Source organism: Roseovarius sp. CAU 1744, from assembly GCF_039839345.1.
GTDB lineage: Bacteria > Pseudomonadota > Alphaproteobacteria > Rhodobacterales > Rhodobacteraceae > Roseovarius.
Map to the genome: position 1 here is coordinate 81,773 of NZ_JBDOQV010000003.1, position 23,014 is coordinate 104,786.

The 23,014-nt window shown below is 63.5% G+C and carries 24 protein-coding genes; 7 read left to right on the forward strand and 17 right to left on the reverse strand.

Annotation, left to right across the window (positions count from 1 at the left end):
• Positions 1-63: 63 nt before the first annotated feature.
• Positions 64-1,410 (reverse strand): lytic murein transglycosylase, encoded by a 1,347-nt coding sequence (locus AAFO92_RS06835; RefSeq protein ID WP_347533969.1) that lies wholly within the window; start codon positions 1,408-1,410, stop codon positions 64-66.
• Positions 1,411-1,510: 100 nt separating this feature from the next.
• Positions 1,511-2,191: a YafY family protein gene (locus AAFO92_RS06840; RefSeq protein ID WP_347533970.1), complete on the reverse strand. Its 681-nt coding sequence runs from the start codon at positions 2,189-2,191 to the stop codon at positions 1,511-1,513.
• Between the two features lie 82 nt (positions 2,192-2,273).
• Between AAFO92_RS06840 and AAFO92_RS06845 the strand changes: the two genes are divergently transcribed.
• On the forward strand, positions 2,274-2,681 hold the full coding sequence (locus AAFO92_RS06845) for a DUF1801 domain-containing protein (RefSeq protein WP_347533971.1): 408 nt from the start codon (positions 2,274-2,276) through the stop codon (positions 2,679-2,681).
• Here AAFO92_RS06845 and rnr read toward each other — a convergent pair.
• The 3 genes from rnr to dapE all read right to left on the reverse strand — a co-directional run bounded on the left by rnr (position 2,665) and on the right by dapE (position 6,810).
• Positions 2,665-4,917 (reverse strand): ribonuclease R, encoded by a 2,253-nt coding sequence (rnr, locus tag AAFO92_RS06850; protein ID WP_347533972.1) that lies wholly within the window; start codon positions 4,915-4,917, stop codon positions 2,665-2,667. The two genes, AAFO92_RS06845 and rnr, sit on opposite strands and share 17 nt — an antisense overlap.
• A gap of 167 nt (positions 4,918-5,084) precedes the next feature.
• Complete coding sequence (locus AAFO92_RS06855; protein ID WP_347533973.1) at positions 5,085-5,654, reverse strand: TIGR04282 family arsenosugar biosynthesis glycosyltransferase; 570 nt, start codon at positions 5,652-5,654, stop codon at positions 5,085-5,087.
• Positions 5,655-5,658: 4 nt separating this feature from the next.
• Positions 5,659-6,810, reverse strand: a complete 1,152-nt coding sequence (dapE, locus tag AAFO92_RS06860; RefSeq protein WP_347533974.1) for a succinyl-diaminopimelate desuccinylase — start codon at positions 6,808-6,810, stop codon at positions 5,659-5,661.
• Between the two features lie 303 nt (positions 6,811-7,113).
• Here dapE and AAFO92_RS06865 point away from each other — a divergent pair, with 303 nt between their 5' ends.
• Together AAFO92_RS06865 and AAFO92_RS06870 are read left to right on the forward strand one after the other, a co-directional pair.
• A complete protein-coding gene (locus AAFO92_RS06865) occupies positions 7,114-8,694 on the forward strand; it encodes a Hint domain-containing protein (protein ID WP_347533975.1) in 1,581 nt (526 codons plus the stop codon).
• A gap of 1 nt (position 8,695) precedes the next feature.
• Positions 8,696-9,787, forward strand: a complete 1,092-nt coding sequence (locus AAFO92_RS06870) for a Hint domain-containing protein (RefSeq protein WP_347533976.1) — start codon at positions 8,696-8,698, stop codon at positions 9,785-9,787.
• Positions 9,788-9,880: 93 nt separating this feature from the next.
• Here the strand turns inward: AAFO92_RS06870 and AAFO92_RS06875 are convergent, their stop codons facing one another.
• The 3 genes from AAFO92_RS06875 to AAFO92_RS06885 form a co-directional block, all read right to left on the reverse strand.
• A complete protein-coding gene (locus AAFO92_RS06875; RefSeq protein WP_347533977.1) occupies positions 9,881-10,213 on the reverse strand; it encodes a hypothetical protein in 333 nt (110 codons plus the stop codon).
• On the reverse strand, positions 10,206-11,033 hold the full coding sequence (gene dapD, locus AAFO92_RS06880; protein WP_347533978.1) for a 2,3,4,5-tetrahydropyridine-2,6-dicarboxylate N-succinyltransferase: 828 nt from the start codon (positions 11,031-11,033) through the stop codon (positions 10,206-10,208). The genes AAFO92_RS06875 and dapD overlap by 8 nt, the downstream gene beginning before the upstream one ends.
• A gap of 152 nt (positions 11,034-11,185) precedes the next feature.
• Complete coding sequence (locus AAFO92_RS06885) at positions 11,186-12,106, reverse strand: threonine/serine dehydratase (protein ID WP_347533979.1); 921 nt, start codon at positions 12,104-12,106, stop codon at positions 11,186-11,188.
• A gap of 79 nt (positions 12,107-12,185) precedes the next feature.
• Between AAFO92_RS06885 and AAFO92_RS06890 the strand changes: the two genes are divergently transcribed.
• Complete coding sequence (locus AAFO92_RS06890) at positions 12,186-13,004, forward strand: TIGR00730 family Rossman fold protein (RefSeq protein WP_347533980.1); 819 nt, start codon at positions 12,186-12,188, stop codon at positions 13,002-13,004.
• A gap of 23 nt (positions 13,005-13,027) precedes the next feature.
• Here the strand turns inward: AAFO92_RS06890 and AAFO92_RS06895 are convergent, their stop codons facing one another.
• From AAFO92_RS06895 to ilvD, 4 genes are all read right to left on the reverse strand, one after another.
• Positions 13,028-13,405 carry a hypothetical protein gene (locus AAFO92_RS06895; protein ID WP_347533981.1) on the reverse strand — a complete coding sequence of 126 codons (378 nt, stop codon included), beginning with the start codon at positions 13,403-13,405 and terminating at the stop codon, positions 13,028-13,030.
• Positions 13,406-13,416: 11 nt separating this feature from the next.
• Positions 13,417-14,190, reverse strand: a complete 774-nt coding sequence (locus tag AAFO92_RS06900) for a DUF6478 family protein (protein WP_347533982.1) — start codon at positions 14,188-14,190, stop codon at positions 13,417-13,419.
• A gap of 159 nt (positions 14,191-14,349) precedes the next feature.
• Positions 14,350-14,919, reverse strand: a complete 570-nt coding sequence (locus tag AAFO92_RS06905) for a L,D-transpeptidase (RefSeq protein WP_347533983.1) — start codon at positions 14,917-14,919, stop codon at positions 14,350-14,352.
• A gap of 136 nt (positions 14,920-15,055) precedes the next feature.
• Complete coding sequence (gene ilvD, locus AAFO92_RS06910) at positions 15,056-16,783, reverse strand: dihydroxy-acid dehydratase (RefSeq protein ID WP_347533984.1); 1,728 nt, start codon at positions 16,781-16,783, stop codon at positions 15,056-15,058.
• Between the two features lie 109 nt (positions 16,784-16,892).
• On the opposite strand from ilvD, the gene AAFO92_RS06915 reads away from it, so the two are divergent.
• The 3 genes from AAFO92_RS06915 to AAFO92_RS06925 all read left to right on the forward strand — a co-directional run bounded on the left by AAFO92_RS06915 (position 16,893) and on the right by AAFO92_RS06925 (position 20,059).
• Positions 16,893-17,780: a type II CAAX endopeptidase family protein gene (locus AAFO92_RS06915; RefSeq protein WP_347533985.1), complete on the forward strand. Its 888-nt coding sequence runs from the start codon at positions 16,893-16,895 to the stop codon at positions 17,778-17,780.
• Between the two features lie 63 nt (positions 17,781-17,843).
• Positions 17,844-18,788, forward strand: coding sequence for an acetyl-CoA carboxylase, carboxyltransferase subunit beta (gene accD, locus AAFO92_RS06920; RefSeq protein ID WP_347533986.1), 945 nt, complete (start codon positions 17,844-17,846; stop codon positions 18,786-18,788).
• Positions 18,785-20,059 carry a folylpolyglutamate synthase/dihydrofolate synthase family protein gene (locus AAFO92_RS06925; RefSeq protein ID WP_347533987.1) on the forward strand — a complete coding sequence of 425 codons (1,275 nt, stop codon included), beginning with the start codon at positions 18,785-18,787 and terminating at the stop codon, positions 20,057-20,059. The genes accD and AAFO92_RS06925 overlap by 4 nt, the downstream gene beginning before the upstream one ends.
• Before the next feature lie 288 nt (positions 20,060-20,347).
• Here AAFO92_RS06925 and AAFO92_RS06930 read toward each other — a convergent pair whose 3' ends face one another.
• The 5 genes from AAFO92_RS06930 to AAFO92_RS06950 form a co-directional block, all read right to left on the reverse strand.
• A complete protein-coding gene (locus AAFO92_RS06930) occupies positions 20,348-20,803 on the reverse strand; it encodes a carboxymuconolactone decarboxylase family protein (RefSeq protein WP_347533988.1) in 456 nt (151 codons plus the stop codon).
• Between the two features lie 13 nt (positions 20,804-20,816).
• Positions 20,817-21,329 (reverse strand): Rrf2 family transcriptional regulator, encoded by a 513-nt coding sequence (locus tag AAFO92_RS06935; RefSeq protein WP_347533989.1) that lies wholly within the window; start codon positions 21,327-21,329, stop codon positions 20,817-20,819.
• A 159-nt stretch (positions 21,330-21,488) separates the two neighbouring features.
• Positions 21,489-22,049 carry a F0F1 ATP synthase subunit B gene (locus AAFO92_RS06940; protein WP_347533990.1) on the reverse strand — a complete coding sequence of 187 codons (561 nt, stop codon included), beginning with the start codon at positions 22,047-22,049 and terminating at the stop codon, positions 21,489-21,491.
• A 4-nt stretch (positions 22,050-22,053) separates the two neighbouring features.
• A complete protein-coding gene (locus AAFO92_RS06945) occupies positions 22,054-22,611 on the reverse strand; it encodes a F0F1 ATP synthase subunit B' (RefSeq protein WP_347533991.1) in 558 nt (185 codons plus the stop codon).
• A gap of 90 nt (positions 22,612-22,701) precedes the next feature.
• Positions 22,702-22,938 carry a F0F1 ATP synthase subunit C gene (locus AAFO92_RS06950; RefSeq protein WP_347533992.1) on the reverse strand — a complete coding sequence of 79 codons (237 nt, stop codon included), beginning with the start codon at positions 22,936-22,938 and terminating at the stop codon, positions 22,702-22,704.
• Between the last annotated feature and the right edge of the window lie 76 nt (positions 22,939-23,014).

Below are 23,014 nucleotides of genomic sequence, written 5' to 3' on the forward strand. Positions count from 1 at the left end.
CAACCCTGCGCAGCATCCATTCACCCCGCCAGGCTCTGTCCTGCAGCGGCTGCATCACAGGCATCACCGCGTCCTGAGCAGGTTCAGCACCTCTTTCGAAGCATACCCGTCGGGTTTGACACCTACCGATTGCTGGAAATGACGAATTGCCTTTGCACTGTTCGGCCCGATGATGCCGTCGATCTTTTCAAGCTGGTAGCCACGCCGTTTCAGCAGCCGCTGGACCTCCATCCGTCCCTCGAATGTTAACGGCTCGTAACCGCGTGGCCAACTGGCCTGAATCTCGGGCCCGCCCGCGATCCGGTCCGACAGATGGCCGACGCCGATCGCATAGGCATCGGCATTGTTGTAACGTTTGATCACGTCGAAATTGGCAAAGACCATGAAGGACGCGCCATTGGGCCCCGCCGGTTGCAGGATCCGCGCCGAGCCGAAATCGCGCACCGGTTTGCCGTCGATGCCGACCACCCCGCGCGCTGCCCAGTCCGAGGGCATCCGCTTGGCGCTGCCCGGATTGACGCCGCGGGGCACACGTACCTCGACCCCCCAGGGCATCCCCCGGCGCCATCCGAAGCGTTTCAGATAGGCGGCGGTCGAGGCCAGCGCATCGGTCGGGTCATCCGACCAGATGTCGCGTTTGCCATCGCCGGTAAAATCCACTGCATAGGCCAGGTATGAGGTCGGGATGAACTGCGTATGTCCCATGGCGCCCGCCCAGGAACCTGTCATGTTCGCCGGTGCCACGTCGCCCGACTGAATGATCCTGAGCGCCGCGATCAGCTGTTTTTCAAAGAAAGCCCCGCGGCGCCCGTCAAAGGACAGCGTGGCCAGCGCCCCGATCAGCGGCGTGTCGCCCTTGCGGGTGCCGTAATAGCTCTCGAGCCCCCAGATGGCGGTCACCACTTCTTTCTCGACGCCGTAGTGCTCTTCGATCCGGCGCAGCGTGCGGTTGTGCCGGCGCAGACCCTTCTTGCCGCCGTCGACCCGGGGCGGCGAGGTCGCGCTATCGAGATAGTCCCAGATCTGCCGCTTGAATTCCGCCTGGTTGCGGTCCTTCTTGATCACGTCCGGGATGTACTGCACCCCGCGGAACGCACGATCAAAGGTCCGGCTGCTGATCCCGGCATTCAGGGCGCGGCCCCGGAAGGCCGCGATCCAGCGGTCAAAAGCCGGGTTCGACGTGGCGACCTGGATGACCTTGGCCTCGCCACCGGTCGCGGCCGCCGCCGAGGGCCGCGCCACCGGTCTGAGGCTGCGCACGGGCAGGTCGATGCTGACAACCACCGCCTCCGCGCTCATCGTTCCGGGCCGTACCTGCGGCCTCAGAGAGGTTTCCACCGGCGCCGCCGCCAGTGCCGAAATTCCGATTGATGTGCCTGTTACTGCGGCCACCAGAACACGTATGTGCATTGCCCGGCCCCTTTTTGTTTTACCCGAACATAGTCCGAATCCGGTCAGATCGAAAGGGATCAAACTCGAAAGATGCGAGCTTCTGCCGACATCGCTGGAATCAGCCGCACATCTGCGCCAGGCAATCACGCAGCATCGGCACCCGGCGCGGCCGAAAGGAGGCATCCGTGACGGTCAGGTTGCGCATCCGGTCCAGCCGGAAGGCGCGGAAATCCTTGCGCAGATGACACCAGGCCAGCAGGCAATGCGATGCCTGCATGTAGACGATCGACAACGGATCGACGCTGCGCGTGGTCTGCCGCCCCTCGACATCGGAATAATCGAACCGAATCGTGCGCTCGTCCCACGTCGCCCGCCTGAGCACGGTGACGTCGACCCCCGGTTCCGGCAGGGGCGCGTATCGCTGCGCGGTCAGAACCGCGTGTTCCAGCCGGCGGGCCTGGCTTGCGGGCAGGCGGGCGCGAAGCTTGGACATCGCGCTGTCGGCCGCGGCGGCCAAAGCCGGGTCACCCACCACCCCCACCTCGCGCAGGCCCAGCACCAGCGCTTCCAACTCATCATCGTCAAAATTGAGCGGGGGCAGGGCCGCATCCTCGACCAGCGTGTAACCAAACCCCGCCGCCCCGTCGATCACCGCGCCCAGGCTGCGCAGGCCATCGATATCGCGATAGATCGTACGCGGCGTGACCCCCAGGGACTGGGCCAGCGCCGACGCGGTCGCTGGCGGCTCGGTATTGCGCAGCGACTGCATCAGTTGGAAAAGTCGGTGGGTCCGTGTCATGTCAGCCAGTATCTTCGCATATGCTGACAAATATTGTCATCAGCGGATGTTATCTGAAATTGTTTTTTTCATGAGCGATGTCATGCCCGCCCCGTGCCCGCCACCCGAGATAGCCCGTGTCATGTCAGGCTACAAGCCGTCGACTCGTGCGGGCGTGCTTATGCTGCGGGATCTGGTTTACCGCGTCGCGGAGGAGATTCCGCAGATCGGCCCGCTGCGGGAAGAGCTACGGTGGGGTCAGCCCGCCTATCTGACCTCAGGACGCGCGGGGTCGACGCTCCGCCTCGGGCCACACCGTGAAGCCAGCTTTGCCATCTTTGCCCATTGCCAGACCACGATCATCGCCAGCTATGCCCAGGCCTTTCCCGGCTGGGACCGGATAGACGGCAACCGCGCTGTTCTGTTCGACAGCCCGAACCAGGTCGAGCCGGAACGCCTGTCGTACCTGGTCCGGCACGCCCTGACCTACCACCTCAGCGCCGCCGTCTGACCTTGCGCTTGGTCTTGTCCGATTTGCGTTTGGCCTTGGTCAGCTGTCGCTTTGCCGGCCTGCCGCGCCTGCCGGTCCCGGATTTCGGCATCGCCTTGCCATCCAGGCTGACAAGGTCCAGCGCCAGCCCGCCCGTCACCGGCGCAGCCTCGGCCAGGCGCACGGTAACGCGTTGGCCCAGCCCGACCTGGATACCTGTATCCGATCCCATCAGCGTCCCGGCCTCGCGGTCGAAATGAAAATACTCGTGCCCAAGGCTGCGCACCGGGATCAGCCCGTCTGCTCCGGTTTCATCCAGCCGCACGAAGGCGCCGAACTTGGCCACACCGCTGATCCGTCCGGTGAATTCGTCACCCACCCGTTCGGAAAGATAGGCCGCAAGGTAACGGTCAGTCGTGTCGCGCTCGGCCATCATCGAGCGCCGTTCGGTATCGCTGATATGGGCGGCGGTGCCGTCCAGCCGGTCCTGATCCTCTTTGCTCAGCCCGTCATCTCCCCAGCCATGCGCGCTGATCAGCGCCCGGTGCACGATCAGGTCGGCATAGCGCCGGATCGGCGAGGTAAAATGCGCATAGGCCTGCAAGGCCAGTCCGAAATGCCCGAAATTCGACGGCGCGTAATACGCCTGGGTCATCGCGCGCAGCGTCGACATGTTGATCTGTTCGGCATGGTCCGTGCCCTGCGCGCCGCGCAGAAGCGCGTTGAGATGCGAGGTCTTCAACACCTGTCCCTTGGCCAGCACCAGCCCCGCCGCCTCGGCCACGTCGCGCAGCGTATCCAGCTTCTCCGGTGACGGCTCCTCGTGCACCCGGAACAGCAACGGGGATTTTCTGGCGATCAGCGTCTCGGCGGCGGCGACATTGGCCAGAACCATGAATTCCTCGATCAGCTTGTGCGCCTCCAGCCGGTCGGTGAAATTGACGCTTTCCACCGCCCCGTCATCGCCCAGCACCACCTTGCGTTCCGGCAGCTCCAGTTCCAGCGGCTGCCGGTTCCGGCGCGCGGCCTTGAGCGCGTCATGGGCGGCATAGAGCGGGCGAATCACCTCCTCCATCAGCGGTGCGCATTTGTCGTTGGGCGCGCCGTCCATCGCCGTCTGCACTTCGCGGTAGTTCAGCGAGGCCGGCGATTTCATCAACCCGCGCACGAACCGGTGCCCGATCTTGTCGCCCTGCGCATTCACCTGCATCCTGACGGCAATGCACGCCCGCGGCACGCCTTCGTGCAGCGAACACAGATCGCCGGACAGCCGGTCCGGCAGCATCGGCACAACGCGGTCCGGAAAATAGCTGGAATTGCCCCGCTTGCGGGCCTCACGGTCCAGCGCAGAGCCGGAAGTCACGTAATGCGCCACGTCGGCGATCGCGACCCAGATCACGTGACCGCCCTCGTTCTTCGGATCATCATCCGAATGCGCCCAGCAGGCATCGTCATGATCGCGCGCATCCGCCGGGTCGATGGTGATCAGCGGCAGATCACGCAGATCCTCGCGCCCGCTGAGGCCCGCGGGTTTCATCCTGTCAGCCTCGGCAATCACGTCATCGGGGAAATCATCCGGGATGCCGTGCTGGTGAATGGCGATCAGCGACACCGCCCGTGGCGCCGTCGGATCACCCAGGCGCTGGACGATGCGCGCCCGCGGCAGCCCCATGCGGCCCTTTGGCCCGGCCTGTTCGGCTTCGACCAGTTCGCCATCCTTGGCGCCGCCGGTGGCATCCGCCGGCACTTCCCATTCCTTGCCGTCGCCCTTGTCGATCGGCACGATGCGCCCGCCCTCGGTCCGCTTGCGGAAAACACCAAGTACCTTCAGCGGGTTGGTCCCGATCCGGCGGATCAGCCGCCCTTCGTAGTGGTGCGCCTCGCCTCTCACCTCGGTCAGGCGCGCCAGAATCCGGTCGCCTTCGCCAAGGGCCGGATCGCTGGACCGTGCGACAAGCAGGACACGCGGCGCCTCGCCCTCGCCATGCCATTCCAGCGCACGCGCAATCAGATCGCCGTCCGGCGTGACGCCGGAGACCTTCAGAACCGCAACGGGCGGCAGCTTGTCGGGATCGCGGTAGGTCTTCTTGCGTTTTTGCAGATGCCCGTCGGCCTCGAGCTCCTTGAGCATCCGTTTCAGATCAATCCGGGCCGCTCCCTTGATGCCAAAGGCACGGGCAATTTCACGTTTCGAGGTCTGGGTCGGGTTGTCCGAAATCCACTGCAGGATGTCGTCCTTGGAAGGCATGTCATTCATACCGCTGACCTACCATGAATGGCCGGGCCGCACCACACGGCAAACGCAACGCCGCGGGACGATATTCACAATCCACCGCCCGGTCCTGGCGGTCCGAGGAGGCGGGCAAAGCCCAACGACGAAGCAACCTGCGTGAGCGAAGCGAACTCCTTTTGGGAACACCCCCTTCAGAGATCGCCGGCGGTATCCACATCGCGCAATTCATCGACCAGCACGACACGGGCTGGCGTGCCCAGGCTGGCAATACTGTCCTGCAAGGCGTCTTCACTTGACCAACGGACGCCTTTGAACAGCGTCGCCGGAATCCGGAGACGCTTCAGCCCCACCAGCCAATACCCGCCATCCGGGGCCGGGCCGAACGCCGCCTCATGCGCGCCAAGCCGTCGGAATGCGCGCGCGATGTGGCTCTTGCGCACAGCCGGAATATCCCCGCCGATGATACAGACCGGCCCCGGCGGCAACCCGCGCATCAGCCGGGCCATTCGCGCGCCCAGATCGCCCGACCCCTGCGGCACCCGTGCCAGGTGCGGGGGCCAGACCCGCGAGGACATGCCCGCCGAATCCGGTGCCACCGCCAGGATCAGCCGCCATCGCGGGTCTTCGACCTCGCGCAGGAGCCGCCGCACCTGGTGGCGAAACCACCATGCCGCCCCGACCATGCCGATATCGCGGCCCAGCCTGGTCTTGACCCGGCCCGGAACCGGCTCTTTGAGCATGACTACCAGCGTTGGGCGCATCGGCTCAGCCGAAATAATCGCGCAGGATACGGGAATAGATCGCCTTCAACTGGACGATCTGATCGACGGCCACGCGCTCGTCCACCTGGTGCATGGTCTGGCCCACCAGGCCGAATTCGACCACCGGGCAATGATCCTTGACGAAACGCGCATCCGATGTGCCACCGGTTGTCGACAGGGCGGGCGCGATGCCGGTTTCCGCCTCGACCGCCGCCGCCACCAGGTCCGAGAGCGCACCGGGCGGTGTCAGGAAACTTTCGCCCGAAATCTTGACCTTCATCTCACCGCGCACCCCGAATTCTCCGGCAACCTTGTCCAGCTCGCCTTGCAGCCACGCGGACAGACCGGCGCCGGTATGGGCATCGTTGAACCGGATGTTCACCGTTGACCGGCACAGTGCCGGGATCACGTTGGTGGCCGGATTGCCGGTGTCGATGGTGACCACGGCCAGGGTCGAGGGGTCGAAATGTTCGGTACCCTCGTCCAGCACGTGGGCCGACAGGCGGTCCATCAGACGAGCCATCGCCGGCAGCGGGTTACAGGCCCGGTGCGGATAGGCGGAATGGCCCTGCTGGCCGGTGATCGTGAACCAGGCCGAAAGCGACCCGCGCCGCCCGATCTTGATCATCTCGCCCATCGTGTCGGGGCATGTCGGCTCTCCGACAAGGCAGACATCCATCGCCTCGCCCTGTTCTGCCATCCAGTCGAGCAGCGCAGTGGTGCCATGTTCGGCATCGCCCTCCTCATCGCCGGTGATGGCCAGGATGACCGCGCCGTCAGGCGGCGTCTGGCGGACAAAATCCACCGCCGCCGCGGCAAAGGCGGCCACGCCGGATTTCATGTCTGTCGCCCCACGGCCCCAGAGATGGCCATCCTTTATCTCGGCCCCGAAGGGCGGCACCGACCAGGCAGCCGCGTCGCCCAGGGGCACCACATCCGTGTGGCCGTTGAAACCGAACGTCCTGGCCGCGCCCTTGGTCCCCCAGCGGGCGAACAGGTTCGGAATGCCGCCGCGGTCAACCCGCGTACAGGCAAACCCCGCGTCACTGAGCAGCCCCTCCAGCAATACGAGCGCACCGCCTTCCTCGGGCGTGACCGAGGGGCAGCGCACCAGGTCGGCGGTCAGGTCAACGGGATCTACGGATGGATTGGACATGGTTTCTGATCGGATTTTCGTGTCGCGTTGCGCGGACCTAGCGCGCTTTGCGGCAAAGCGCAAATGCCACTGAAAAGCCGCACCCGGCCGGATTGCAGCAACCAAAAGCGAAAAATCCTTAACAGCAATGTAATTTCTTGCTAACGCCTTACTCAAACAAATGACCCGAGGCAGGGCAAATTCAGCAGGGCCGCAAAGGCCCGGTATCGAGCGGGCAATCAGATTGTCCATGTAACATAAGGCGGGGAAAACCCCGCCAGGCTGGCGTTTGCGCTGCCTCCAACAGATGGGTTGGGGCAGTAAATGGTTGCAGGTACCGAACTACCGATCAACAGAGGCGCATCTGCGACGCAGATGGCACAGGAAATCTTCGGGGATGGCGTCACCGTCGTCAGCGCCTCCTACACCGGTGATCGGGATTCCTCGGGCATCTACACAAATGGCGACGCCATCGCACCGGGCGTTACCCCCGGCGACAGCGGCGTTCTGTTTTCCACCGGTGATCTGCGCGGCTTCACCAACTTCAATCCGTTTCAGTCCAATCTGAACACAGGCACGACGACCAATTCGAGCGGGCCCAACAACGACCCCGATTTCAACGCCGCCGCCGGGACCAACACATTCGACGCGTCCTACCTGGATGTCGATTTCATCCCCACCGGTGATGTGATGACGATGCAGTTCGTCTTTGCCTCCGAGGAATACCCCGAATTCACCAACGGCCAGTTTCAGGATTTCGTCGGCGTCTGGATCAACGGCACCCAGGTCGACCTTGCCGTTGGCGATGGCGATATCGACCCGAACAACCTGAATTCCGGCAGCAACAGCAATCTCTTCCTCGACAACACGGCAGACCAGTTCAATACCGAAATGGACGGGTTTACGGTCACCATGACCCTGACCATACCGGTGAATTCCGGGGTGCTGAATTCGATCAGGATCGGTATCGCCGACGTGGCGGATAACCGGTACGATTCCACGCTGCTGATTGCGGGCGACAGTATCCAGACCACGCTGGTGGCAACGGACGATACCTCGAACCTCTTTCCGACCGGCACCAAGACCATCGACCTGCTGGCCAATGACATCAACAATACCGGCGGCACACTGACCATTACCGAAATCAACGGCCAGGCCGTGACCGCCGGATCCGTGGTAACACTCAACAGCGGTCAGCAGATCACCCTGAACGCCGATGGCACCATCACCATGGCCGGTGACGGGGATATCGAGGATTTCAGCTTCACCTACGAGGTTTCCAGCACCACAGGCAACACCGATGTGGGATTTGTCACCGTTTCGTCGATCCCCTGTTTCGTGGCCGGCACGCTGATCCGCACCCCTGAGGGCGAAGTGCCCGTCGATACGCTGGCTCCGGGCGATCTGGTGATGACGCAGGACGACGGCGCACAGCCGCTGCGCTGGATCGGTCAGCGCCATGTTCAGGCGATTGGCGATTTTGCCCCGATCCGGATCGCCCCGAACACCTTTGGCACCCATCGCGAACTGCTCGTGTCGCCGCTGCATCGCGTCCTGATCCGCGACAGCCTGGCCGAGCTCTTGTTCGGCGAAGCCGAGGTGCTGATTGCCGCGCGCGATCTGGTCAATGACCACAGCGTACGCCGTGTCGAAGGTGGCATGGTCGAATATGTCCACATCCTCTTCGACCGCCATCAGGTTGTCTTTTCCGAAGGATTGGAAACCGAAAGCTTCCTGCCCGGCCCGCAGACCGCCAAGAGTTTCGAGGCTGAAATCGTTGAAGAAATCTGCGCGCTTTTCCCCGAGATCGACCCGGAAACCGGCGCCGGATACAGCCCCGCCGCACGCCGCACGCTCAAACGCTACGAAGCACAGCTGCTGATGACCGGCAAAAGGGCGGCCTGAGATGGGATGGATTGGCATCGCCGACCGGAACGGCGGACGCTTTGACGCCGCAGGACTGGGGCAAGCGGCCGGTTCCGATGGCGGCCCGCGCGAGGTGGCGGACCTGATGCCGCGCGGCACGTTGATGCTGGAAACCAGCCTCACGCCCGAGAAGAAGCCGCAGACGCTTCTGGCCTTTCGCAGGCATTACCCCAGGCCCGGCAGCTTCTCGATCCAGGCGTTGCCCGGTGGCGGTATCATCCTGATCGAAAACCAGGGCGATGATATCCGCCACGCGACCCTCAGCCATGATCCCAACAGCCGGGCTACCGTTCTGCGCCTGACATATTCTTGGGATGCCCCCGGAGAATGGGCGCGGCTGACCCTGGAACAACCCGAACTGGATCTGGTGCAATCGGTGATGCTGGCACCGCCACGATCAGTGCCGCAGGAAGATTTGCGTATGCTCATCACCCAGCCTGGGCAGCGCGATGTGCATCCCGAGGTCGATTTCATCGCCGTTTCGTCACGCATCGAACCGGTCGGCCCGATGCCCGGCCTGACCGGTTCCATCAGAATTGCCACGCCGCACGGAGAGGTTTTCGCCGACCGTCTGAAGCGCGGCAACCTGGTTAAGACCGCCGAAGGCGATCAGGTGCCGGTGCTGCACACCGTGCGCAGAACCGTGCCGGCCCGCGGCAGTTTCCGGCCCGTCCTGATCCGCGCGCCCTATTTCGGCCTGCATCGCGACATCGTCGTCGCACCTCAACAGCGGCTGGTCCTGAGCGGTACCGAAGTGGAATACATGTTCGGCAAAGAGGCCGTTCTTGCCCCTGCCCTGCATCTAGTAAACGGTGTCTCGGCCAGGTTCGCCGAGGGTGCTGACCTCGTGACCTATCACCACCTCCTGTTACCAGGTCACGAGGCGATCCGGGCCGGCGGCTGCCCTGTCGAGAGCCTGTATATCGGCCGGCTGCGCCGCAAACCCAAAGAGCTTGCCACAAGTGTCCTGGCCGGTACCGACCGAGCCCGCCTGCCCGAACATGCCAAACCGATCTGGCCGGTGCTGAAACCGTTCGAAGCGATCACCCTTGCAATGAACAGAGCCGCATAAAGCGGATCGCGGCGCGCAGCGTTCCGAAATTCGCCTGCACGCCGGATTCGGCGGTGACCATGACAGGCGACCGGGGGCTTGGCCCACGGTCCGTCAATCGAAAAACGGCGTTACCTGCGCAACGATCACGGCGTTTTCATCCAGTGCGCGCTGCATCAGGTCGCGTTCCTCGTCGCTGATCTCATGCCCCTCGGCCAGGCGCTCGTCCAGGGTGCCGTAGCCCGAAACATCCAGCGGCGCGGTGTCGGCCTGTTTCAGAATCGCAACCGTTTCGCGGACGGCCTCGGCCTCATCCACCCCGCTGGCATAGATCACCAGCGCCGCACCCGTCGCGTTCTCGGCCAGGCCGTCGCCGTCCTTCCGGCCGATTTCGACCAGCAGGGTATAAACCTGCTGGCGCGATTTCTTGCCGGTCTTGTCAGTCACGCAGTAGCTCGTTGATGCCGGTCTTGGAGCGTGTCTTTTCGTCCACGCGCTTCACGATCACCGCACAATAGAGGCTGACGTTGTTCTTGGTTGGCATCGAGCCCGCAACCACCACCGAATACGGCGGCACCTCGCCATAGAACACCTCGCCGGTGTCGCGCTCCACGATCTTGGTCGACTGGCCGATGAACACGCCCATCCCCAGGACCGAGCCTTCGCGCACGATGCACCCTTCGACCACTTCGGACCGGGCCCCGATAAAGCAGTTGTCCTCGATGATCGTCGGCCCCGCCTGCATCGGTTCCAGCACGCCGCCGATACCGACACCGCCCGACAGGTGCACGTTCTTGCCGATCTGCGCGCAGCTGCCGACAGTGGCCCAGCCATCCACCATCGAACCCTCGTCGACATAGGCGCCGATATTGACGAAGCTCGGCATCAGCACCACGCCGGGGGCAACATAGGCCGAGCGGCGCACGATCGAGCCCGGAACCGCCCGGAAACCCGCCGCGCGCCACTGGTTTTCGCTCCAGCCATCGAATTTCGACGGTACCTTGTCCCACCAGCCGGCATTGTCCGGGCCACCCTCGATAATTGCCATGTCCTTCAGGCGAAAGGACAGCAGCACCGCCTTCTTGGCCCATTGATTGACATGCCAGTCACCATTCTCGCGACGCTCCGCCACCCGCAGTTTGCCGCTGTCGAGCGCATTCAGCGTGTCCTCGATGGCTTCCCGGGTCTCACCGGTTGTGGCCGTGGTAATGGAATCTCGCGCCTCCCAGGCGGCTTCGATGGCTGTTTCAAGCTGGGCATTCGACATGGGAACCTCCGTCAGGTTAATCATTTGCGTCGCAATCGCCTATATGACGTGCGTACGCGATGCGCAATGCGACCTCCCGCGGCGCAATCGCGCCAGCAAAGACGCGTGAGGGCGCGGGGGTGGGCGGGCGGGACGTGCCCGAACGCGTCTTTTTACGCCAGCGGGTCCGGCGCCACGTTTCCACCGCAGATCAGCACCGCCACCCTCTCGTCCGGCGCGGGCACATACGCGCCCGATATCAAAGCCGCCAGCGCCGTTGCTCCGGCCGGCTCCACCAGCTGCCGCGCCTCCTGCCACAACCACCGCTGCGCCTCTGCAATCGCGGCGTCGCTGACCAGCACCGAGGCCAGTTCCTGCTGCATCGCCAACCCGAAACAGATCTCGCCGATCCGCCTGGCGCCCAGCGCGTTCGCAGCCACGCCCGATACCTCGACATCAACCGGCGCCCCGGTTTCCAGCGCCGCGTGCAGGGCGCAGGATGTCTCCGGCTCGACCGCCACGACCCTGCGCCGCCCTGCCAGCCAGGCCATCGCCCCGGCGATCAGCCCGCCGCCGCCAACCGCGATCAGCACCGTGTCGGCCTTCAGCCCCTGGTCCTCCCATTCCGCCATGCAGGTGCCCTGCCCGGCCACCGTAGCCGGTGCGTCATAGGCATGAACCTGCATCGCGCCGCTGGCCTCTTCCACTTCGCGCGCCATCGCCAGCGCGTTGGCATATTCGCCCGGCACCACGGTCAGTTTCGCGCCGGTCCGCTCGATCAGCGCAATCTTGGCGGGCCCCGCCATTTCCGGCACGAAGATCTGCGCATCGTGACCCAGGTGATGGGCCGCATAGGCAACGGCGGCCCCGTGATTGCCGCCGCTGGCCGCCACGATCCCCGCCTGGGGCACCGGCCCGCTGAGCAGCGTGTTGAAGGCCCCGCGCGCCTTGAAACTGCCGGTATGCTGCATCTGCTCCAGCTTCAGCGCCACGGGCAGATCAATGCCGGGCAGGCGCACCTCCGCAACCGGCGTGTGGCGCACATGCCCGCCGATCCGTTCCCGTGCCGCCCCGATCAGCGATTTCCACTTCATCTCGCGCCCCTTTCACTGGTCAACCCGGAACGAGTCCTATACGCCTTGTTAACCATACCCAAGCAAGGATGTGCCGCCCATGAAAGATGATCGCCGCAGCCAGTTCCGTGACGCCCATTCCGACCGCTCCTCGGCCGAGCAGGTACCCGATACCCCACAGACCCGGGCACCGGCCTATCGTCTGGCCTTCAACGATATGGATTTCATGTGCCGGGACGAACTGCGCCCGGTGCGCCTGCAGCTGGAATTGCTCAAGCCCGAGATGATCCTCAACGAACGCGGAATCGAAAGCACGATCGTCCTTTTTGGCGGCGCCCGCATCCCCGAACCCACCCGGAAATCCGAGGCCCGCACGCAGACCCTTGCCGACCTGTCCGCCTATTACGACGAAGCGCGCGAATTCGCCCGGCTGATGACCGAAAAATCGATGGCCAGCTACGGGCGCGAATTCGTCGTGGCCACGGGCGGCGGCCCCGGTGTGATGGAGGCCGGCAACCGCGGCGCGGCCGACGCGGGCGGCAACTCGATCGGGCTCAACATCGTGCTGCCGCATGAACAGGCACCCAACGAATATGTGACGCCGGGGCTGTGTTTCAATTTCCATTATTTCGCCATCCGCAAGATGCACTTTCTGATGCGGGCCAAGGCGATCTGCGTCTTTCCCGGCGGCTATGGCACGCTCGATGAAATGTTCGAGGCGCTGACCCTGATCCAGACTGACCGGATGAACCGCGTGCCCTTCCTGCTCTTTGGCGAAAAGTTCTGGCGCTCGATCATCAACTGGGAGGCATTGTCGGAGGCCGGCACGATCTCACCTGAGGATCTTGACCTGTTCCGGTTCGTCGAAACCGCGCAAGAGGCGATTGACCTTATCGACAACTGGGAAGAACCCGCCTGATCCCGAGACTGCCGGTGTTTCCGTCAGGTCGTCTCAAGGCAATGCCGGCGAAACGCCCTTTTGAGCATATCCAGCTCCTCGCGCAACAGCGTGACTTCGGCGCGGATATCATAGCTCAGCGCGTCCCCTGACATCAGCGCAAAACTGTCAAGCATCTCGCCGTCGCGCTTGTCGCAGATCACGAAGGTCTGGACGCCGTCGGCGATGATCTCGGCCGGGATCGGCACCCGAACCACCCACAGGTTGCCCTCGGGTTTTTCGCTGACCTCGACACCGGCCACGGGTTTCTGCAGATGGGTCACCTCGATCTCGGGTTGGTAATTGCCCTCGCCCTCGTAGGTCAGCACGCCCTCCCAGACACCCTCGAAAAGCCGGGTCTTGGTCAATGTCAGTCCGTTCATCGAAACCTCCGTCAAAACTCGGCCCGCGGGCGGCGGCCGAAGGTCAGGTCGCGCAGGACCACCTGGCTCATCTGCGGGTTCTCGAAGATCAGGTCGATCCACGCACGCTCGATCCGCTTTTCATTCAACTGGCTGTAGGCCAGGTCGAATTCGACCATCACCTCTTGCTCGTGCAGCGGTAGTTCCCGCACCAGCTGCTCGGTGTTGGGACCGTGCTTGATGTTGAGACGCGCGAATATTTCCAGCGGCTTTTCCATCTCGACGATCGTATCCATCCGGATCAGGTGCTTGCGCGTCAGCCGGTCGACCGCCTCGAAGGGCAGGTCCAGCACCAGCGACAGGAACGACCCGTCGAAACTGAACACATCCATGCGCAGGCCATAGGGGGCCAGATCGGCCTCGCGGCTGTTGCGAAGCTGGCGCAGGGTCAGTTCGGAATGGGCGCAATCGTGAAACAATGTCACCTCGTCGCCCAGCATGGACTTGCTTTGCACCGAGGACATGCCCGGCGTCGCCAACGGTTCCCGCCAGAGCGACGGACGCCAGGACCAGTCGGTGCCATGCGGTTTGGGAAACGCGTTCGAGCCGATCATTGGCAGCGCCAGCCGATTATCAGCCACAGACACGACTTCGTTCAATGAATACATCAGCTTGCGTGCCCGCGCACGTTCCGAGCGCAGCAATGAAAGCCGCATTCGAGGCGCCTCGCGGGCGACCCGGCCCCACCGCCGCAACTCGCGCTTGTGGCGCGCCCAGTCAAACAGCGAGCTGCGTAATCTCAACATTGCGGATCCATCTTGCCCTGGTTCCGTCCCACTCTGCCCCGGATCATACTTCCATAGCATTAACCAGGATATGGAAACAATCCAGCCTGTTTGCAGCGCAACACCGGCGCCGCCGCACGGCTGCGGCGGAACGTCAAAGCTTTTCGCGGCGGGGAAAGGTCAGAGAAGCAGAACCTGCGTGCCCACGTCAGCCTGTGCGAACAATGCCTCGATATGGTTGTTGTACAGACCGATGCACCCGGAGGATGACCGGCGCCCGATCTTGCGCGTATCATGTGTGCCGTGGATCAGGTATGCGGGCCACGACAGGTAGAGCGCGTGCGTACCCAGCGGATTGCCCTCGCCCGCGGCCATGAATTCCGGCAGCGACGGGTCGCGTTCGCGCATGGACGCGGTCGGCGTCCAGGAGGGCCCGACCTTCTTGCGCACGATCTCGGTATAACCGCGGCGGGTCAGTTCATCGGATTTCGGTACAGAGGACGGGAACAGGCGATAGGTTTCCCCATCAGGGCTCCAGTAATGCAGCGCCCGGCTGTCGATATCCGCCACGATGGCGCCTTTGCCCAGGGTGTCGAAATGGTCGCTCCAATGCCGGGTACGGAACGAGGACATGTTGCGCCGCACGCCTTCGGGCGCCGGCTGCTCCTGCGCCCGCAAGAGAGCTGGGCTGGCCAATACGGTCAAACCACCCAAAAGAGTTGAGCGGCGGGTCAATCCGGATCGTGACATGATTTCTGTATCCTGTTTGCCTGAAAACTGCTCTGCCGCAAACCTAAGTCACTGTGATGCGGCAGACCATGCGATAGGGGTCTGTTCACGGAAATGTAATGACGCGTGTTCTGGCCGCAACCGGCCCGCGTCACGATCAGATATCCGCGTAGACGTGGCGTTCTTCGCCGCCCCCGGGATGCGTGACCGCGCCCTTGTAGGTCTCGCCGACCAATTGGGCGTATTTCCAGAGCGCACCGGAGGCATAGATGGTTTGCCGCGGGCCAGACCAGCTTTGCTTGCGGCTGGCCAGCTCGTCATCGCTCAGGTCGACGCTGATCTCACCCTTGATGGCGTCGATCGTGATCATGTCGCCATTCTGCACAAGCGCGATCGGGCCGCCATGGGCGGCCTCGGGGCCGACATGGCCGACGCAGAAACCACGCGTCGCGCCCGAGAACCGCCCATCGGTGATCAGCGCCACTTTCTTGCCCATACCCTGGCCGGACAGCGCCGCCGTGGTCGCCAGCATCTCGCGCATGCCCGGTCCGCCGGCGGGACCTTCGTTGCGGATGACGATCACTTCGCCTTCCTTGTAGGCACGCTCCTGCACGGCGGCAAATGCGTCCTCTTCGCATTCGAACACGCGGGCGGGCCCGGTAAAGACCTGCTGTTCCTCGCTCATGCCGGCGACTTTCACGATGGCGCCCGCTGGGGCCAGGTTGCCTTTGAGGCCAACCACGCCGCCGGTCTTGGAAAGCGGCTTGTCCACCGGATAGATCACCCGCCCGTCGGCCTCGCGCGTGATCTTGTCCAGCGCTTCGCCCATGGTGATGCCGTCGGCGGTCAGGCAGTCCTCGTGAATCAGGCCCGCCTTGCGCAATTCCTTCATCACCACCGGGACGCCGCCCACCTCGTAAAGATCCTTGGCCACGAATTGCCCGCCGGGCTTGAGATCGACAAAATAGGGCGTGTCCTTGAAGATATCACAGACATCGTCGAGGTAGAATTCGATGCCCGCCTCGTGCGCAATCGCCGGCAGGTGCAGCCCGGCATTGGTCGACCCGCCGGTGCAGGCCACCACGCGGGCAGCATTTTCGAGGCTCTTGCGCGTCACCACGTCGCGCGCACGTATGCCTTTCTCAAGCAGTTTCATCACCGCCGCGCCCGAGGCCTCGGCATATTGATCCCGGCTCTCATAGGGCGCGGGCGCACCCGAGGAATTCATCAGCGCAAGGCCGATCGCCTCGGACACACAGGCCATCGTGTTGGCGGTGAACTGGCCGCCGCAGGCCCCGGCCGAGGGGCAGGCGACCTTTTCCAGCTTTTCCAGCTCGCATTCGCTGAGGTTCCCGGCCTGGTTCTGACCGACCGCTTCGAACACGTCCTGCACGGTCACGTCACGGCCATCAAGCCGGCCCGGCAGGATCGACCCGCCATAAAGGAATACCGACGGCACGTTGAGCCGCACCATCGCCATCATCATGCCCGGCAGCGATTTGTCACAGCCCGCCAGCCCGACCAGCGCGTCGTAGCAGTGGCCGCGCATCGTCAGTTCAACCGTATCGGCGATCGCCTCGCGCGATGCCAATGACGAGCGCATCCCCTCGTGCCCCATGGCGATACCGTCGGTAACGGTGATGGTGGTGAATTCGCGCGGGGTGCCGCTGGCATATTTCACGCCCATCTTGACCGACTGCGCCTGACGGTTCAGCGCGATGTTGCACGGCGCGGCCTCGTTCCAGCAGGTGGCGACGCCGATCAGCGGCTGGTGGATTTCCTCCTCGCTCATGCCCATGGCATAGTAATAAGACCGGTGCGGTGCCCGCGCGGGGCCTTCGGTTACGTGGCGGCTGGGCAGCTTGGCTTTGTCGAATTTGGTCATGGCGAGGCCTCTTAAGAATGCTCCGAACGGTCTAGGACACGGGGCCGGATTGGGCAAGCGGGTTCCGGCCCCGATTGCGCTACCCCGGCTGCCCGCCTAGGGTGCGGCCATGCGATACGATGCCTACGATCCCCTTGTTGCCCCCGCCCGCGCGACGCCGGGACTGCACGTGCTGGCCACGGGTATCGTGCTGACGGTGCTGATCTATTACGTGATCAACTACGTGCTCTGGATGGTGATCTTTGCGGTGCTGACCGTGGATCAGAGCAACGCCGTGATCGCCACCGTGGACCAGCCGCGCACACCCGGCGGCGTGATCGCCAACCTGATGGTCTTCGCCCTGCTGACGGCTTCGCTGGCGGTGGCCCTCCGGGTGCTGCACCAGCGAACCCTCTTGTCGCTGATCGGCTCCGTGCCGCGGGCAGTCATGCAGTTCCGCCGGGTCCTGATCGCGCTGGCAATCCTTTTTGCCACAGCCTTCCTGTTACCGATGCCCGACGAGATAACCCCCGAGGCGAACCTGCCGTTCCGGCGCTGGATCCTCTTGCTGCCGGTGACCCTGGTGGCGCTGCTTATCCAGACCTCTGCCGAGGAACTGGCCTTTCGCGGCTATATCCAAAGCCAGCTGGCAGCGCGTTTTCCCAACCCGGCGGTCTGGATACTGGCGCCGTCGGTCCTGTTCGGCATCGTGCACTACGATCCGTCGCTGCCCACGCAGAACGCGTTGATCGTCGTGCTCTGGGCCGCGCTTTTCGGGATGGCTGCCGCCGACCTGACCGCGCGTTCCGGCACCTTGGGCCCGGCCATCGCCCTGCATATGGTGAACAATTTCAGCGCGATCGCCATCGCCGCGCCGAAGGGTCCATTCGATGGGCTGGCGCTTTTTACCTTTCCGTTTTCACTGGCCTCGGCAGATGAGCTGATGACCTGGGCGCCAGTCGACCTGATGATCCTTCTGTGCGGCTGGCTGGCCGCGCGTCTGGCGCTTCGACGCTGATTGCAATTCGCCGCGCGGGCCCTTATTTCTGGTCCGCAAAACGAACAAACGGACCATCGCTCAATGAACTGGATCACCAACTACGTGCGCCCGCGGATCAACTCGATCTTTTCGCGCCGTGAGATGCCCGAAAACCTCTGGTCCAAGTGCGATGCGTGCGGCACGATGCTGTTTCACCGCGAACTCAGCGAAAACCTTTTTGTCTGTACCGGCTGCGGCCACCACATGGCAATCAGCCCGCGCAACCGGTTCAAGGCGCTTTTCGATGGCGGGATCTTTACCGAGGTCAAGGTACCTGCGCCCAAAGCCGACCCGCTGCAATTTCGCGATCAGAAGAAATATCCCGACCGGATGAAGGCGGCACAGAAAGCCACCGGCGAGACCGAGGCGATGCTGGTTGTTACCGGTGAGATGGGCCGCACGCCCATTGTCGCCGCGGCGCAGGATTTCAGCTTCATGGCGGGGTCCATGGGCATGTACGTGGGCAACGCCATCATCGCCGCCGCCGAGGAGGCGGTGCGCCTGAAACGCCCGCTAATCCTGTTTTCCGCCGCCGGCGGCGCACGCATGCAGGAGGGCATCCTGAGCCTGATGCAGATGCCGCGCACAACCGTCGCGGTGCAGATGCTGAAAGAGGCCGGCCTGCCCTATATCGTCGTGCTGACGCATCCCACAACCGGCGGGGTAACTGCCAGTTACGCGATGCTGGGCGACGTGCACATCGCCGAGCCCAATGCGCTGATTTGCTTTGCTGGCCCCCGGGTCATCGAGCAGACCATCCGCGAAAAGCTGCCGGAAGGGTTCCAGCGCGCTGAATATTTGCTGGATCACGGGATGCTGGACCGGGTCACGCCGCGCCCGCAGATGCGGGACGAACTGATCACCATCACCCGGATGCTCCTGGGCCTGCCCCCGGCGGTGAAGGGCGATCTGCCCTCACCGGAAGCGCCCGCCGACACTGCCAAGGCAGAGGCCAAGAAGCCCGAAGAAAAGCCCGCCAAGAAATGACCGCGCCCAGTTCGGACATCGTCCTTGAACGGATGATGGCGCTGCACCCCAAGATCATCGACCTGACGCTGGATCGGGTCTGGCGCCTGCTTGCGGCCCTGGATAATCCGCAGGACAGGCTGCCGCCGGTGATTCACCTGGCCGGCACCAATGGCAAGGGCTCGACCCAGGCCATGATCCGCGCCGGGCTGGAGGCGGCGGGCAAGCGCGTGCACGCCTATACCTCGCCCCATCTGGCACGGTTTCATGAACGTATCCGCCTTGCTGGCGATCTGATCACCGAACCCGATCTGATCGCCGTGCTGGATGAATGTTATGCGGCGAATGGCGGCGAGGCGATCACCTATTTCGAGATCACGACCTGTGCCGCGATCCTGGCCATGAGCCGCATCCCGGCGGATTACACCCTGCTGGAGGTCGGGCTTGGCGGACGGCTGGACGCCACCAACGTGATCGACGCGCCCAAGCTGACGGTCATCACGCCGATCTCGATCGACCACGAGCAATATCTTGGCAACACGCTGGCCAAGATCGCCGCCGAAAAAGCCGGCATCCTGAAACGCGGCGTGTCCTGTATCGTCGGCCCGCAACCGGATGAGGCGATGGAGGTGATCGAGGCGCAGGCCACACGTCTTGGCGCGCCCCTGATCGCCCAGGGTCAGCACTGGCATGTCTTCCCCGAACGCGGGCGGCTGGTATTTCAGGATGAAAACGGCCTGCTGGACCTGCCACCGCCCAACCTGCCCGGCGCACATCAGATCGAAAACGCGGGGTCGGCGCTGGCGGCGCTGCGCCATCTGGGCCTGGGCGAACAGACCTGTGAGGCCGCCGTCACCGGTGCCCGATGGCCCGCCCGAATGCAACGGCTGGAAACCGGCCCGCTGGTCGACGCTGCGCCGCAGGCCGAACTGTGGCTGGATGGCGGGCACAATGCGGCGGCGGGGCAGGCGCTTGGCGCGCATCTTTCGACATTGCCGGCGCGGCCGACGCACCTGGTCTGCGGGATGCTGAACACCAAGGACGTCGCGGGTTACATGAGACCGCTGGCGCGCCATGCCGACAGCCTGACTGCGATTTCGATCCCGGACGAGGTCAACACCCTGCCCGCCAGCGAAACCGCCAATGCCGCGCGCGCCGCCGGCCTGAACGCCAGCACCGCCGACAGCGCCATCGAAGCGGTCACCCGAATCGTCGGCGAAACACCCCACGCCCGGATCCTGATCTGCGGCTCGCTATATCTGGCTGGTCATATTCTGCGTGAGAACGGCTGACGCCCGAAATTTGCGCCGAAACCCCAATAAATTCGTCAATCGAATCAGTTTCTGTTGACCGATTCGTTTCGCGTCGCCTATACCTGAAGCAATTAAATTACACGCTCTGGAATTTCAGAATCCAAACTATCCACTGAAGACACCAGGCAGGACGGATTGAGGGGCCGGATCAACGGCCCCCTTTCTTTTTTCATGCGGCAAAACCAGCGAAAACGACGCTATCGGCTGCCCCGCCATCTGGGGCTGGGTGGTATCGCGTGACGGCTTTGCCCGGGCGTAAACCCACCGTTACGCGGCGATATCGACCTCATGCCGGGTGCGGAAGCCCACCGCCAGCCTGTTCCAGATGTTGATCGTCCCGATGGCGACGCTGAGCTTCACAATCTCCTCTTCCGAGAAATGTCGGCGCAGCTCGTCGAACTCGGCATCCGGCGCACCGGTCTCGGCCAGATTGGTCAACGCCTCGGTCCAGGCCAGCACGGCGCGTTCGCGGGCGTCAAACACCGACGCCTCGCGCCAGACGCAGATCAGAGCGATCCACTGTTCGCTCAGCCCGTCCTTGCGGGCCTCCTTGCTGTGCATGTCGACGCAATAGGCGCAGCCGTTGATCTGTGACGCGCGCAGCTTCAGCAGATGTATCAGCCGCGCCTCCAGACCGGATTTCGCCGAGACATATTGTTCAAGTTCGTAAACCGCCTTGAACGCGTCCGGCGCTGCCTTCATGTAATCAACCCGTTGATGCATTTTCGTAACCTCTTCAGTTTGTCGGTTTGGAGTTAGGTTTGCGCAGATGTTCGGCCAGGAACGCGCAGCCGCGTGCTTCGATCGTGCCGTCGTCGTCCCGTGCCACCTCGGCGACCAATTGCGCGATGGTCACCGATTTCAGCTCGTTGCGATAGGCGCGTTCGGCGCGCAGCATCGCAGCGTTGATCTGGCAGGGCCTGGCAAAGGCAGACGCGGGCAGGGGATTTGGCCCGCGTTGCCTGATCTCCTTGCAGCGAAAGGCCGGTTCAGGCCCTTCGACAGCCAGGATGATATCAAGCAGCGTGATGTCCTTTGGCGCCCTGCCAAGGCGATAGCCGCCTTTCGGGCCGGCCACTGTCTGGACGATTCCGGTGCCCGACAGGGCCTGCATATGTTTGAGCAGATAGCTGACCGAGACGCCGTGAAACTCTGCCATCGCGGCAGCCGACAGCAGCCCGCCTTCCGGCACCGCCGCCAGAAGCGTCGCGCAATGAATGGCCTGTTCCACCCCGTCACCCAGTTTCATGTCCGCTCCTGATTTCGAATCATGGATAATTATTATCCACGTTATAGACCGGGTCAAGCGGAAACGGTTACGGCGTTTGCCGGATGGTTATAGTCTCAAAAAACAAAGACCCCGGACCTTTCGATCCGGGGTCTGATTGGTCTGTCAGACTGGTGTGCGTCAGTGCAGCTTGGCATCCACGTCGTCGATGGCGCTGTCGATCAGCTTGTTGGCTTCGGCATCTGTCATCTGCTTGGCGATGACATCCTTGGCCGCGCCAATGGCGATCGAGACAGCCCGGTCACGAACCTCCTTCAACGCCGCAGATTCCGCCGACGCAATCTGATCTTCGGCCGCGGCCAACCGGCGGGCGATCGACGTCTTCAGGTCTTCCTTGGCCTGCTCTGCCGCCGCCTTGGCCTCTTCCTTGGCATGGGCGATGATGCGTTCGGCCTGGTCCCGGACTTCTTTCTGCTTGCGCTCGTACCCCGCCAGCAGCGTCTGGGCCTCCTCGCGCAGGGCCCGGGCCTCGTCCAACTCGGCCTGGATCCCTTCGGCGCGCTTGTCCAACATACCGCCCAGCAGGGACGGTACCTTGTAATAGACCAGCACACCAATGAAGAGCAGGAAGGCCACCAGCACGACGAAATTGGTGTTGCTGAGCGACAGGAACGGTCCCGACGCGGCCAGCGCCGGGCTGGCTGCGGTCACGGCGGTCAGGGTTGCAATTGCTGTGCGCATGTCGTTACCCCTTCATCCGTGCAGTGACGGCTGCAGTGACCGATCTGGCATCGGCCTTGCCACCCATCGCCGCCACGATTTCCTTGGCGGTGTCCTTGGCGACGGTCTTGACGTTGTCGAGCGCGCTGGCGCGAATTTCGGCGATGGCCTTTTCGCTTTCGGCTGATTTGGCCGCGATCTCGGCATCGGCCTTGGCAATCGCGTCATCCAGGTCGCCCTGAATTTCCGCCTTGGCCTGTGCCACGATGTTCTGCGCCTCGGCGCGGGCATCCGCCAATGCCTTGTTATAGGCCTCTTCGGCCTCTTCGGCCTTGGCCTTGAAATCTTCGGCAGCGGCAAGGTCATTGGTGATCGACCCCTGACGCTCGGCCAGGATCGACGCAATTCGCGGCAGGGCGACACGCGACAGGACAAAGAAGATCACGACCAGCGTAACCACCAGCCAGAAGATCTGGTTCCCCATCCATTCGCCGCAAAGCTGCGGCATCCCCAGGGCACCGCCATGCGAATCGACGCAGGCGCTGGCCGCGGTATTGGCCGTATCGTGCGTTTCGGTTGCCATGTCGTCGTCCTCTCTTAAGGAAACTTTCCGATTACACCGGGGGGCAGGTCAAGCCCCGCCGCCCCGGCCGTAAGGATCAGGTTCCGTAAGTTAGACGGCGAACATCAGCAGAAGGGCAACGAGGAACGAGAAGATCCCCAGCGCTTCCGAGAACGCGATACCGATGAACATGGTTGCGATCTGGCCACCGGCGGCTGACGGGTTGCGCAGGGCGCCCGACAGGTAGTTACCGACAACGTGGCCCACACCGACAGCAGCACCGCCCATGCCTGTACAGGCCAGACCAGCACCGATGTATGCACCCATTTGTACGACGTCACCTTCCATTTGATTTCTCCTTACGATGGAATTGAGTTGTTAGATGTTGTTCTTGCGGCGGGCGCACCCGCCAAGTTGTTCGAGT